This is a genomic window from Poritiphilus flavus (assembly GCF_009901585.1).
GTDB classification, from domain to species: domain Bacteria; phylum Bacteroidota; class Bacteroidia; order Flavobacteriales; family Flavobacteriaceae; genus Poritiphilus; species Poritiphilus flavus.
This window is the reverse complement of the sequence record NZ_WXYO01000001.1, coordinates 218,245-231,975: the sequence shown is the minus strand read 5'-3', so window position 1 is coordinate 231,975 and position 13,731 is coordinate 218,245. Positions and strand designations below refer to the sequence as shown.

6 protein-coding genes are annotated in these 13,731 nt (G+C 45.6%); all 6 read right to left on the bottom strand.

The window, feature by feature from the left end; all coding sequences use genetic code 11:
* Window positions 1–673: 673 nt before the first annotated feature.
* Window positions 674–2,503 (bottom strand): carboxypeptidase-like regulatory domain-containing protein, encoded by a 1,830-nt coding sequence (locus GTQ38_RS00895; protein ID WP_161433341.1) that lies wholly within the window; start codon window positions 2,501–2,503, stop codon window positions 674–676.
* Window positions 2,504–2,611: 108 nt separating this feature from the next.
* Window positions 2,612–3,553 (bottom strand): PorP/SprF family type IX secretion system membrane protein, encoded by a 942-nt coding sequence (locus GTQ38_RS00890; protein ID WP_161433340.1) that lies wholly within the window; start codon window positions 3,551–3,553, stop codon window positions 2,612–2,614.
* A 10-nt stretch (window positions 3,554–3,563) separates the two neighbouring features.
* Entirely contained in the window at window positions 3,564–4,814 is a 1,251-nt protein-coding gene (locus GTQ38_RS00885) for a gliding motility-associated C-terminal domain-containing protein (protein WP_161433339.1), read from the bottom strand.
* 11 nt (window positions 4,815–4,825) lie between these two features.
* Window positions 4,826–12,109 carry a hypothetical protein gene (locus GTQ38_RS00880; RefSeq protein ID WP_161433338.1) on the bottom strand — a complete coding sequence of 2,428 codons (7,284 nt, stop codon included), beginning with the start codon at window positions 12,107–12,109 and terminating at the stop codon, window positions 4,826–4,828.
* Between the two features lie 1,022 nt (window positions 12,110–13,131).
* On the bottom strand, window positions 13,132–13,431 hold the full coding sequence (locus GTQ38_RS00875; RefSeq protein ID WP_161433337.1) for a hypothetical protein: 300 nt from the start codon (window positions 13,429–13,431) through the stop codon (window positions 13,132–13,134).
* A 38-nt stretch (window positions 13,432–13,469) separates the two neighbouring features.
* Window positions 13,470–13,724 carry a hypothetical protein gene (locus GTQ38_RS00870; protein WP_161433336.1) on the bottom strand — a complete coding sequence of 85 codons (255 nt, stop codon included), beginning with the start codon at window positions 13,722–13,724 and terminating at the stop codon, window positions 13,470–13,472.
* Window positions 13,725–13,731: the final 7 nt, after the last annotated feature.

The window sequence follows — 13,731 nt, the reverse complement described above, 5'->3', positions numbered from 1 at the left end:
TTTTAGCAATTGTTTTAAATCGCATTTTAGCCTTTGCAAAGCACGAAATACAAAACCCGCAAACGCTGCTTCAGTTTGTCGCGGAGGAGGAGGGATTACTCGTGGAGCTTGTCATGAGCAGACACCGCGGATTTCCACCATAGGCGGACAAGGTGCAATCCATAGAGCATTTTGCATGGCAAAAGCGGCCTGGATTGTACGGCTGCAAACTTTTGGTAGTATTTCAAGAAATCTAAAATCAGCCTAGCGTTTTTTCGTTCTTTTTTTGGCGATGCAAAAAAGAACATTTATCCGATGTCAGCCTTCGCTACCGCGAGATTGTATCTCGTGGTAAATTCAACAAAAGAACAAAACAAACCAGATAGCGCGGATTTGCAATCCGTGCTTGCAATTATCATGTACAAAAACTTTCTATCTCGCATTTCATTTTCTTTACTTGTCCAAAGAAAACGAAACAAAAGAAAAGACACTTTTTGGAGAGGCATTTTTAAAGCTTCGCTTTAAAACCGAAGTCATTCTTCTAAATCGCCTCCAAGGTTTCGGCGATTCTTTACGAAGTTTGCCTTCTATGCTGCCCAAAAAGACTGGCCATTCACCAAAGCATTTAGCACAAAAATTGGCCAAAGGTTTTTCAGAAATAGCGGTGCTGCAAGCGATAACAGAAGCCAGAAACTTAATACTCCAATATCCATGTTTTAGCCAGATACTTTCCAAAAAACTTACTATCCCTGGCTTTTCGGGCCTCTTGCAAGGTATCATAACGTTCCAGATACACGTAATAGTAATTGTTTTGACTTCTGTAAAAGGATTTAGGGGACAAACCTTTCTTTTCAAGGAAACGCATAAACCTGTTGGAGAACGATTTGCAGCTATATACGTTGGCGATCAAAAAGTAACCGGGTTGTATACCGTCTATATGCTTTACTTTGTTTGGTTCTTCCTTAGACAGGATCTTAACTATATCCTGTTCGGCAATACGCTGCTTTATTTTATCGGGAATTTCTACGATATTGGCCTTTAAAGAAAAATCAACTTCCCGAGCAGGTGCTCCTTGGGCTATGAACTTATCCGTAGTTTCAAAGCCGTTTTTGTGAGCAACCAACCTGTGCTCAAGGTACCTATTGATCTCCTGGGTATAGGAGCCGCTTTCATCCGTGGTTACCGAGGCCAGGATATTGTTTTCCATATCTCTGAAAGTTATGGTAACGCCTTCCTGGGGTTCTCCGGTTTTTTCATCGGTTACTTTTCCAGAAATCGTATTGCTAATCGCTTTTTTGATCGGGATGATTTCCGTAAAACGGTATATATCGTCCTGCCCCTTTCCCCCTTGACGGTTAGAACTAAAATATCCTTGATGGGTTTTATTGTCAATCCAAAAGGCAAAATCGTCAAAGGAACTATTTATGGGTTTTCCCAAATTGATTATCTGATGTGTTTTAGCTGTCAGATCCACGTAAAAAACATCGTAGCTCCCCAGTCCAAAGTGCCCATCAGAAGAAAAGTATAGCTCCTGGTCCCCGGATACAAAAGGAAAAGACTCTCTGCCCCTGGTATTTATTCCAGGACCCAGATTTTCTGGTTCTGAAAGTGAGCCATCAGCATTGATCTCAACCATAAAAATATCTGTTTGCCCGAGAGATCCTGGCATATTAGAGGCAAAAAACAAGCTGCGTTCGTCAGGGCTTAGGGCCGGGTGTGCATTGGAATAAATATCTGAATTGATAGAAAGGTCTTCAATATTTTTCCATTTATCATTGACTTTTGTGGCCCTGTAGATCTTTAGATTATCCTTTCGACCTTTGACTTTTTTTGATTTAGGGGTGGTATTATTTCTGGTAAAATAGGCAGTGTTCCCGTCTTTTGTAAATACTACCGAAGACTCATTGTATCTGCTGTTCAGATTACCGGGCATTTTTTCAGCTTTCCCCAGATTTCCGTTTTCCTCAATTTTGGCCTGATAAAAGTCATAGAAAATTTCATTTGTCCATGAATGTATACGTTTTACAGGGCCGGACATTTCACCGGCGGCGGTGTATATCAATTTATCTCCGAGAACAGTAGCGCCAAATTCTACCTTGTCAGTATTTATTGTAAGTGGTTGAAGGGTATAGCGGTTTGAATTATCCGCTATAAGGTTCAGATAGAATTGAGCGTCAGTGCTATAATTGGCGTCTTCCCCCAGGATACGTTCCTGAAACCTATTGTACATTATTTCCGACTCCTTGTTATGACCAAGAGCTTTAAGGGTTTGGCTGTAACGCAACAGATAGATGGGGTCTTCCGGACTGTTGTTAAGATCCAGTAGTTCTGCATACCATTTCAAGGCATCAGCATATTTTGCATTAAAGTAATAGTTGTTTCCTAGTTTTTGAAACAGCTCTTCGGATTTGAAACCCGATTCTGCTATTTTAAGGTAGATGGATGTCGCATCAGGGAAGGCCAATTCTTCGTAGTCTTTATTGGCTTTTTTTAATCTATTTTCCTGGGCTGAAACGCGGAGCAAGCCAATAATTATTAGAAATATGCTAAAAAGTCTAACGAGATTACTCGCTGCTATAGGAGGATTTTTATGTGACATTTGGTCAAATTATTAAGCTTGCCTTTCGCCTTCCTAAAAAAATCTGGGAGAAATATTATTCCGTACCCTGGAAAGCAATTCAAATCGTAAAAACACCTCATGTGAACCATAGTTATAATTACTCAGGCTGGTCGCGTCGGTATCATATGCGTATCCAATCATTATCTGATTGTTAAGTTGGATGGCAACCAGGGCACTGGCTGCGGCATTAAGCCGGTATGAGGCGCCAAGTGTAAATCTGCGATAGATTAAAAAATTGGCGGACAGATCCAATCCTAAAGGGGCGCCTGCTACATATTTGGCTAGAATTGCAGGTTTGAACTGTACATCTCTGGGCAGATCAAAAACATATCCTGCGGTATAGAAAACATGTAATTTTTCAGTGGCGGTAGACAGGGAATTATCCTCGTAATGTTCGGTCTGTAAGATGTTGGGAGCCGAAATTCCCATATACCATTTATCATTGTGGAGCATAGCCCCCAGCCCTAAAAGAGGGGTTATGCGGTTATCTATATTGTTCTCAAATGCCTGCTCTAACGGACTGAAAATGTTAAGCTTGGAAAAGTCTATATCCAAGGTTTGTATGCCGGCCTTTATTCCGAAACTTAATTGTGTGATACCTCTTGAGAGTTTTACACTATAGGCATAATCGGTAGCGATCATGTTTTCTACAGAGGGGCCGATCTCATTCTTATAAAAGGAGAACCCCAGACCCACTTTCCTGCTAATTGGTGTATTTAAGGAAAAGAAAACGGTTTTTGGAGCGCCTTCCAGGCCTACCCACTGAGACCGGTATAAGGTATTGAAACTCATACATCCACGGCTGCCGGCATAAGCCGGATTTATGATCACCGTATTATACATGTATTGGGTGAATTGGGCTTCTTGCTGGGCGTTGACGATTAAGGAAAGTGTCAAAAAGATAGCAGTCGCCAAGATATTCTTTGTATTCGTTATAAGCAATTGTAGTGCCATTTAAGGTGATCTAATTTGCATCTATATAGAGGAACCCGGCTTTTCGGACTGTACGTGCTGCACTTCCGTTTTCAGAGTATTCATAGTTAAGCACATAAAAATAGGTTCCCGTAGGCAGGGGCTCCGAATTGTTCATTGTAAAGTTTCCCTTAGAAAATCCTCTAAATGCATTATCTGCATTATTGTATCCGCTGGTTTTAAAGACGCTTACTCCCCATGAGTTGAAGATTTCCACCGTATTATTAGGAAAGCGCTCCAGGCCATCAATTCTGAAAACATCGTTTTCTCCGTTGCTGTTGGGCGAGACAGCATTGTATGGCACCAGGCCGCCTGGTAACACTTCATCTACTTCAACCGTGGCCAGGGTAAAAACCCCATAACCGGAGACACTTGCAATGGTAGTGATCGTTTGGTCAGCTGCATTGAGGATTCCTCCTTCATCTACCCAAAAACCTCTTTCGGCATCCCATCTTACTATGTGTAAACTGGCAGGATCAGCGTTGGTAATAAAATCCGGAGAAGTGTCTTTATCCCAACTCAGGCTAAGTACTACATCCGAGCTGCCACTATTCCTTTCAATGGTCCAGTACTCCGTGTTGTTGATCTGTAGAATAAGGTCTGTTTTTAGATCATGGGGATAGGAAGAATTGCTATTTTCCAAAACGTATTGCCCGGTATAGGAGTCCAAAATTTCCTGAGGAGCAGTGATATTGGCTGGGCGGTACTGCCCGTTATCGCCTATTGGGAAAATAAAACTGTTTTCACCATACTTGATCACCTTACCATTAACATGGCTTAGGTCGCTGGTATTGGTATGGTCCGCGTCTTCCTCGAAGGTAATACTGCCTCCAAAATCAATATTGTTCAGTATGCCTTCATTAAAATTGGCGATATGGCCAACACTAATATTTCCGCTGAGTTCAAAAGGAGATACAGCACTTGTATTATTAAAATGCAGGTCGTACAAGAAGTTTTCACCGGTCCCACTGATCATCTGGAGGGCGGAACCTTCGAAATGTAGTTCTCCTCCGGTCGTAAAGTCCATGATCCCGTTATTATTGAAGTGAGAGTAGCTAAAAAGCGCTCCATCGTTTATAATGGTGCCGGAGATGGTGTTTTCTATGGCATCAAATATCCCGACTTCTGTGTCAGCCAGAATGGTAAATTCACCCTGATTGGTGAACTGCGCCTGTAGGACCCATGTGCCGGGTAGCAGAAATCCCAGAATAAGTAGTAGCCGTTGCAATAAAGCTCTATACATAATGCCCTGTTTTAATTGATTTGAACCCAGGCTGATCCCGTGCTCTGATACCATATCACACTACCATTGGCCAGTGTGCTGCCATTTACCAGTACTCCAACTCCAGAGTCGTTTCGTATAATGTATATCCTTCCGGTATTGGTCGAAGCAGTAGGCAGTGAAATACCAGTTGTATAAACCCCCGATCCAAGTACCACCGTATAGTGTGTAGCGCCCAGTGTAGTATCCCCTGTAATGGCATCGATGGGTTTCACATAATCAGCAGTGCCTATACCTGCGGCTACTTCATCAATAGCTGCCTTGGTGTTTGTGGCGGTAAGGCCTGATGTTGAGTTGTCATAGCTCACTTCCGCAGCGGTCTGATCATCGGTACTATTGGTATTCAATTCATCAATGGCCGCTTTGGTGTTTGTGGCGGTAAGGCCTGATGTTGAGTTGTCATAGCTCACTTCCGCAGCAGTCTGATCATCCGTGCTTCCCCCCGCGGCTACTTCATCAATGGCCGCCTGGGTTGTGGTGGCGGTAAGGCCTGAGGTTGTATTGGAATAGCTTACTTCCGCAGCCGTCTGATCGTCGGAGCTATTGGTATTTAATTCATCAATAGCTGCCTTGGTGTTTGTAGCGGTAAGTCCTGAGGTTGAGTTGTCGTAGCTTACTTCCGCGGCGGTCTGATCATCGGTACTATTGGTATTTAGCTCATCAATAGCTGCTTTGGTGTTTGTGGCGGTAAGGCCGGATGCTGAGTTGTCATAACTCACTTCTGCGGCGGTCTGATCGTCGGTACTGTTGGTATTTAGCTCATCAATGGCCGCCTGTGTTGTGGTGGCAGTAAGACCTGAGGATGTGTTGGAATAACTCACTTCAGCGGCGGTCTGATCGTCGGTACTATTGGTATTCAGTTCATCAATAGCCGCCTGGGTTGTGGTGGCGGTAAGGCCTGAGGATGTGTTGCTATAGCTCACTTCAGCGGCGGTCTGATCGTCGGTACTATTGGTATTCAGTTCATCAATAGCCGCCTGGGTTGTGGTGGCGGTAAGGCCTGAGGATGTGTTGCTATAGCTCACCTCTGCTGCAGTCTGATCATCGGTTCCACTGTCATCCAGATGAGAAAGATTAACGGTCTGTGACGAACCGCTCTCAATACCGACGGTCAATACATTTGAAGTAGTATTAATAGCCAGGTTAGCGATGTTCTGGTCATCGGAGCTTCCTGCAGCCACTTCGTCTATAGCTGCCTTGGTATTCGTTGCCGTAAGACCTGAAGTTGAGTTGTCATAACTTACTTCCGCTGCGGTCTGATCGTCCGTTCCGGAATCATCCAAATGTGAAAGGTCAACGGTCTGTGAGGAACCGCTCTCAATACCGACGGTCAATACATTTGAAGTGGTGTTAATAGCCAGGTTAGCGATGTTCTGGTCATCGGAGCTTCCTGCCGCCACTTCATCAATGGCTGCTTTGGTGTTTGTGGCGGTAAGGCCGGATGTTGAGTTGTCATAGCTCACCTCCGCAGCGGTTTGGTCATCAGTCCCACTGTCATCCAGGTGGGAGAGATCAACAGTCTGTGAGGAACCACTTTCAATACCTACAGTCAATACATTTGAAGTGGTGTTAATAGCCAGGTTAGCGATGTTCTGGTCATCGGAGCTTCCTGCAACCACTTCGTCAATGGCCGCCTGTGTTGTGGTAGCTGTAAGACCTGAGGTTGTGTTGCTATAACTCACTTCTGCAGCGGTCTGATCATCGGTACTATTGGTATTTAGTTCATCAATGGCTGCCTGGGTTGTAGTGGCGGTAAGGCCCGATGTTGAATTGTTATAGCTTACCTCTAGAGCGGTCTGATCGTCCGTTCCGGAATCATCCAAATGTGAAAGGTCAACGGTCTGTGAAGAACCGCTCTCAATACCTACGGTTAATACATTTGAAGTGGTATTAATAGCCAGGTTCGCGATGTTCTGGTCATCGGAGCTTCCTGCAGCCACTTCGTCAATGGCCGCCTTGGTATTCGTGGCGGTAAGTCCTGAAGTTGAGTTGTCATAGCTTACCTCTGCCGCAGTCTGATCGTCGGTGCTATTGGTATTCAATTCATCAATGGCCGCCTGTGTTGTGGTGGCAGTAAGACCTGAGGTGGTGTTGGAATAGCTTACTTCCGCTGCGGTCTGATCATCGGTACTATTGGTATTTAGTTCATCAATGGCTGCCTGTGCTGTAGTGGCGGTAAGGCCCGATGTTGAATTGTTATAGCTCACCTCTGCTGCAGTCTGATCATCGGTTCCACTGTCATCCAAATGGGAGAGGTCAACGGTCTGTGACGAACCGCTCTCAATGCCTACGGTTAATACATTTGAAGTAGTGTTAATAGCCAGGTTAGCGATGTTCTGGTCATCGGAGCTTCCTGCAGCCACTTCGTCAATGGCCGCCTTGGTATTCGTGGCGGTAAGTCCTGAAGTTGAGTTGTCATAGCTTACCTCTGCCGCAGTCTGATCGTCGGTGCTATTGGTATTCAATTCATCAATGGCAGCCTGTGTTGTGGTGGCAGTAAGCCCTGAGGATGTGTTGGAATAACTTACTTCCGCTGCGGTCTGATCATCGGTACTATTGGTATTTAGCTCATCAATAGCTGCCTGTGTTGTAGTGGCGGTAAGGCCCGATGTTGAGTTGTCATAGCTCACCTCCGCAGCGGTCTGGTCATCGGTCCCACTGTCATCCAGGTGGGAGAGATTAACGGTCTGTGAGGAACCGCTCTCAATACCGACGGTCAATACATTTGAAGTAGTATTAATAGCCAGGTTAGCGATGTTCTGGTCATCGGAGCTTCCTGCAGCCACTTCGTCTATAGCTGCCTTGGTATTCGTTGCCGTAAGACCTGAAGTTGAGTTGTCATAGCTTACCTCTGCTGCAGTCTGATCGTCAGTACTATTGGTATTTAGCTCATCAATGGCCGCCTGTGTTGTGGTGGCAGTAAGACCTGAGGATGTGTTGGAATAACTCACTTCCGCAGCGGTCTGATCATCGGTACTATTGGTATTTAGTTCATCAATGGCTGCCTGTGCTGTAGTGGCGGTAAGGCCCGATGTTGAATTGTTATAGCTTACCTCTAGAGCGGTCTGATCGTCCGTTCCGGAATCATCCAAATGTGAAAGGTCAACGGTCTGTGAGGAACCGCTCTCAATACCGACTGTTAATACATTTGAAGTGGTGTTAATAGCCAGGTTAGCGATGTTCTGGTCATCGGAGCTTCCTGCAGCCACTTCGTCTAGGGCCGCCTTGGTATTCGTGGCGGTAAGTCCTGAAGTTGAGTTGTCATAGCTTACCTCTGCCGCAGTCTGATCGTCGGTGCTATTGGTATTCAATTCATCAATGGCCGCCTGTGTTGTGGTGGCAGTAAGACCTGAAGTTGTGTTGCTATAACTCACTTCTGCTGCGGTCTGATCATCGGTACTATTGGTATTTAGTTCATCAATGGCTGCCTGTGTTGTAGTGGCGGTAAGGCCCGATGTTGAATTGTTATAGCTTACCTCTAGAGCGGTCTGATCGTCCGTTCCGGAATCATCCAAATGTGAAAGGTCAACGGTCTGTGAGGAACCGCCCTCAATACCTACGGTTAATACATTTGAAGTGGTGTTAATAGCCAGGTTAGCAATGTTCTGATCATCCGTTCCAGAGTCATCCAGATGGGAGAGGTCCACGGTCATTGAGTCACCATTTTCAATGCCGACGGTTAGAACATTGGTGCCGGTATCAACGGCCAGACTTTCAATATCCTGATCGTCAGTACTATTGGTATTTAGCTCATCAATAGCTGCCTGGGTTGTAGTGGCGGTAAGGCCCGATGTTGAGTTGTCATAGCTCACCTCCGCAGCGGTCTGGTCATCGGTCCCACTGTCATCCAGATGGGACAGATCGACGGTCTGTGAGGAACCACTTTCGATGCCTACTGTCAATACATTTGAAGTGGTGTTAATAGCCAGGTTAGCGATGTTCTGGTCATCGGAGCTTCCTGCAGCCACTTCGTCAATGGCCGCCTTGGTGTTGGTGGCGGTAAGACCAGAGGTTGAATTGTCATAACTTACTTCTGCAGCGGTCTGGTCATCAGTACTATTGGTATTCAGTTCATCAATGGCCGCCTTGGTGTTGGTGGCCGTAAGTCCTGAAGTTGAGTTGTCATAGCTTACCTCTGCCGCAGTCTGATCGTCCGTGCTATTGGTATTCAATTCATCAATGGCCGCCTGTGTTGTGGTGGCAGTAAGACCTGAGGTTGTGTTGCTATAACTCACTTCCGCGGCGGTCTGATCATCGGTACTATTGGTATTCAGTTCATCAATGGCTGCCTGTGCTGTAGTGGCGGTAAGGCCCGATGTTGAATTGTTATAGCTTACCTCTAGAGCGGTCTGGTCGTCCGTTCCGGAGTCATCCAAATGTGAAAGGTCAACGGTTTGTGAGGAACCACTTTCAATACCGACGGTTAATACATTTGAAGTAGTATTAATAGCCAGGTTAGCGATGTTCTGGTCATCGGAGCTTCCTGCAGCCACTTCGTCTATAGCTGCCTTGGTATTCGTTGCCGTAAGACCTGAAGTTGAGTTGTCATAGCTTACTTCTGCTGCAGTCTGATCGTCGGTGCTATTGGTATTTAGTTCATCAATGGCTGCCTGTGTTGTAGTGGCGGTAAGGCCTGAGGTTGTGTTGGAATAACTCACTTCCGCAGCGGTCTGGTCATCGGTCCCACTGTCATCCAGGTGGGAGAGATCAACAGTCTGTGAGGAACCGCTCTCAATACCGACGGTCAATACATTTGAAGTAGTGTTAATAGCCAGGTTAGCGATGTTCTGGTCATCGGAGCTTCCTGCAGCCACTTCGTCAATGGCCGCCTTGGTATTCGTGGCCGTAAGTCCTGAAGTTGAGTTGTCATAACTTACTTCCGCGGCAGTCTGATCGTCCGTGCTATTGGTATTCAATTCATCAATGGCCGCCTGTGTTGTGGTGGCAGTAAGCCCTGAGGATGTGTTGGAATAGCTTACTTCCGCTGCGGTCTGATCATCGGTACTATTGGTATTTAGTTCATCAATGGCTGCCTGTGTTGTAGTGGCGGTAAGGCCGGATGTTGAGTTGTCATAGCTCACCTCCGCAGCGGTTTGGTCATCAGTCCCACTGTCATCCAGGTGGGAGAGATCAACAGTCTGTGAGGAACCACTTTCAATACCGACTGTTAATACATTTGAAGTGGTGTTAATAGCCAGGTTAGCAATGTTCTGGTCATCGGAGCTTCCTGCAGCCACTTCGTCAATGGCCGCCTTGGTATTCGTGGCGGTAAGTCCTGAAGTTGAGTTGTCATAACTTACTTCCGCGGCAGTCTGATCATCAGAGCTATTGGTATTCAATTCATCAATGGCCGCTTGGGTCGTGGTAGCTGTAAGACCTGAGGATGTGTTGCTATAACTCACTTCAGCAGCAGTCTGATCATCGGTACTATTGGTATTTAGCTCATCAATAGCTGCCTGGGTTGTAGTGGCGGTAAGGCCGGATGTTGAGTTGTCATAGCTTACCTCTGCCGCAGTCTGATCGTCCGTGCTATTGGTATTCAATTCATCAATGGCCGCCTGTGTTGTGGTGGCAGTAAGACCTGAGGATGCGTTGCTATAACTCACTTCTGCTGCGGTTTGATCATCGGTACTATTGGTATTTAGCTCATCAATAGCTGCCTGGGTTGTAGTGGCGGTAAGGCCGGATGTTGAGTTGTCATAACTTACTTCCGTAGCGGTCTGATCGTCGGTACTGTTGGTATTCAGTTCGTCAATGGCTGCCTGGGTTGTAGTTGCGGTAAGTCCTGAGGATGTGTTATCATAGCTCACTTCAGTGGCGGTCTGATCGTCGGTGCCCGTAAATGTTGTTGAAACTCCATTCTCACTGCTATAAGTATATGTCCCATCAAGGTTATCCGTCAAAGTAGTGGTGGTCTCCAGATTGGTGACCGCATCGGTTAGATCCACCTGAGTGGTGCTTCCGCTCTCATCGACAAAATCCAGGTTGGTATTGTCGGCATTGAGGCTAAGGCTGGTGACGGTTTCCAGATTGGTGACCGCATCGGTCAGATCCACCTGAGTGGTGGTTCCGCTCTCATCGACAAAATCCAGGTTGGTATTATCGGCATTGAGGCTAAGGCTGGTGACGGTTTCCAGATTGGTGACCGCATCGGTCAGATCCACCTGAGTGGTGGTTCCGTTCTCATCGGCAAAATCCAGGTTGGTATTGTCTGCATTGAGGCTAAGGCTGGTGACGGTCTCCAGATTAGTGACCGCATCGGTTAGATCCACCTGAGTGGTGGTCCCACTCTCATCGACAAAATCCAGGTTGGTATTATCGGCATTGAGGCTAAGGCTGGTGACGGTTTCCAGATTGGTGACCGCATCGGTCAGATCCACCTGAGTGGTGGTTCCACTTTCATCGACAAAATCCAGGTTGATATTATCAGCATTGAGGCTAAGGCTGGTGATCGTCTCGTGCAGATCTTCCGAGCTGCCGTCCGCTTTTGTAATTGTGGCGATGCGGTTTCCTGTAATCGTATTGGAAATTGTAATGCCATTAGTATCAATAATTACGTCCGACCCATCATTGTTGGTAAAGGTATAGGTGCCGTCCGTGTTATCCGTTATATTTGATTTGTTCAGGGTGTTCGCAATCCCGGCTTCATCCGTGTAAGTAATGGTACCGTCTGCGTTGTCTACAAATGTGGCAACCGTTTCGTTGATTTGTAAAACGGTACCATCAGCTTGAGTAATGGTGGCGATCAGATGTCCTGAGACCATATCGGTTATCGTGATCTGATTGGTATTTATGATTACATCGCTGCCATCGTTATTGGTGAAAGTATAAGTGCCGTCCTCATTATCCGTTATATCAGATTTTTTTACGGTCTGTAGTATTCCATCTTCATTAATGAAGCTAATTAAACCATCTTCACGATCTTCCAGATCAGTGGTGGTTTCCAGAACATTTATATCCGCCGGGTTGAGCAGGCGTTGCCAAGCAGTTCCATCCCAGAAGTAAAATCCGGGGATAATATCGCTTACCGCGTCTTGGGCATAGACGATCAGTCCTGTTACATTCCCATTGGTAATTGTTATATCGTCCGAAGTACTTTGAAGTGTAACCCGGGGAATCAATACTCCCTTGTCCGTAGCTGTGATGTCCAATTGTGCTGAAGCATCCGGAACAGCACTCCCTATACTTACCTGACCGTAAAATGCTACGTATGTAGTAAAAAACAGAAGCGATAGGAGAAGTTTGGTTGATTTCATAAGGGGTTGTTTATTTCTGGAAGATTATATCGTAGGCCCATTGTTTTGGTAACTCCGACTTGAAATAGGAGATCAAAAAATGGAATTTTATAGCTAAAAGACATTTGATTTTTTCTGATTACAGAGTGGTTTGGGATATTGGAAAACTCCATTGGAATTATCGTCTGTAATTACTAAAAAAGAGCTTATGCATAAGCTCTTTTTGCTGCCTGTCAAGGATTCATGGAAGGTAAATTACGAGAGCTTAAAAACAAGAAGCAAATATGAATGCATAACCGGATTATATTAGGAATAACCGGGCAAAAAGCTTGCAACCCTGAGGAAAAGGAGTCGGGTTCTTTGCATAACTGGCCGATGATTCGGCTGCGCCACTGTAAGATGGTTTATTCATTTCTTTTGCTTACCAGGTTGACGCGGATTTCCAGAGTCGGACAAGGTGCAATCTGTTCTTATGCATCACATGTATAAACTTGCTATCTTACGTTCTATTCCTTTTTGCCGTGCATTCCTCTCCCTTGATGGCTATCAGGCTCGTCGGAGGCAATAGAAAACGAAACAACCCGCCCGAACGGACCGTTAGGTACGGGCAGGAAGAAAAGACACTTTTTGGAGAGGCATTTTTAAAGCTCCACTTTAAAACCAGAGCCATTCTTCTAAATCGGCTCCAGGTTCCTTCGCCGAAGTAGCTTGGCTACGGAGGCTGAAAGGTTTCACCGATCCTAACGAAGCTCGTCTCTTATGCTGCCCAAAAAGGTTAACCTTCGATTGAAGTTTTTGAACGAAAGTAATCCGAAGGTTTTCAGAAATAACGGTGCAGCAAGCGGAAGTGCTTTCACCCCTCGGGCTTTGTGCCAATTTCGTCCTTTTTATTAACTCATTAAACAAGAAAAATCTGCTCATCCAAAGGGTATTAGACAAACAGATTTTCTAAGGATATGGGCAATGTGTCAAACTGCAAGAGCTCCAAATGCGACGTCTAAGGTGGCAATTAAAGCAACAATTGCAGTCAAAAGAATGCCTGCCTATGAGGCGGGAGCTTCTCCCGAATCAAGGTCACCAACTTCCCCGGTTTGGGTAGGTTCTGCACCTTCCATCAACTCTAATAGTTCGCTGGGAACTGCCCCCGCATCAATGGTGTCAGAGTCCATAAACTCCTCACCGTTATTAGTAAAGTCGGGCTCATTATCGCTGACTTGAGCTTGGCCCTGCGGTCCGGTTCCTGAATCAATTACAGGAATTGAATCTGATTCTGGCTTATCGGTTTGGGTAGGCTTAGTGACCTTCACTTTTCCGGTATCTTCGGTTTCTATGATGATTCGCATTTTACTAAAATTAAAAATTAATCAATTATTTAAGTCATTCAATTTAAAATGGCATATCGCATTTCGAAACGTACATCCTGGTTTGTCAAATTTTCTACATTGACCCAGTAAGTTACCTGGTTGCTATTCGCACGTTCTACTTCTACATCCCAATCCAACTGGGGTCCACCCCGACGGGTAGAAACTGGTACAACATGCCAGATTACATGTTGGTTTGGGTTCCAGCCCCATGTGAATACTCTAAGTCGACCGTTTCGGTTAACAGTTCCTGTATATTGTGTTCCAACTCTCATGATTAAT

Coding starts and splice junctions, on each gene's coding strand:
- GTQ38_RS00890 (WP_161433340.1), bottom strand. CDS start 3,553: ATGGCACTACAATTGCTTATAACGAATACAAAGAATATCTTGGCGACT.
- GTQ38_RS00885 (WP_161433339.1), bottom strand. CDS start 4,814: ATGTATAGAGCTTTATTGCAACGGCTACTACTTATTCTGGGATTTCTG.
- GTQ38_RS00880 (WP_161433338.1), bottom strand. CDS start 12,109: ATGAAATCAACCAAACTTCTCCTATCGCTTCTGTTTTTTACTACATAC.
- GTQ38_RS00875 (WP_161433337.1), bottom strand. CDS start 13,431: ATGCGAATCATCATAGAAACCGAAGATACCGGAAAAGTGAAGGTCACT.
- GTQ38_RS00870 (WP_161433336.1), bottom strand. CDS start 13,724: ATGAGAGTTGGAACACAATATACAGGAACTGTTAACCGAAACGGTCGA.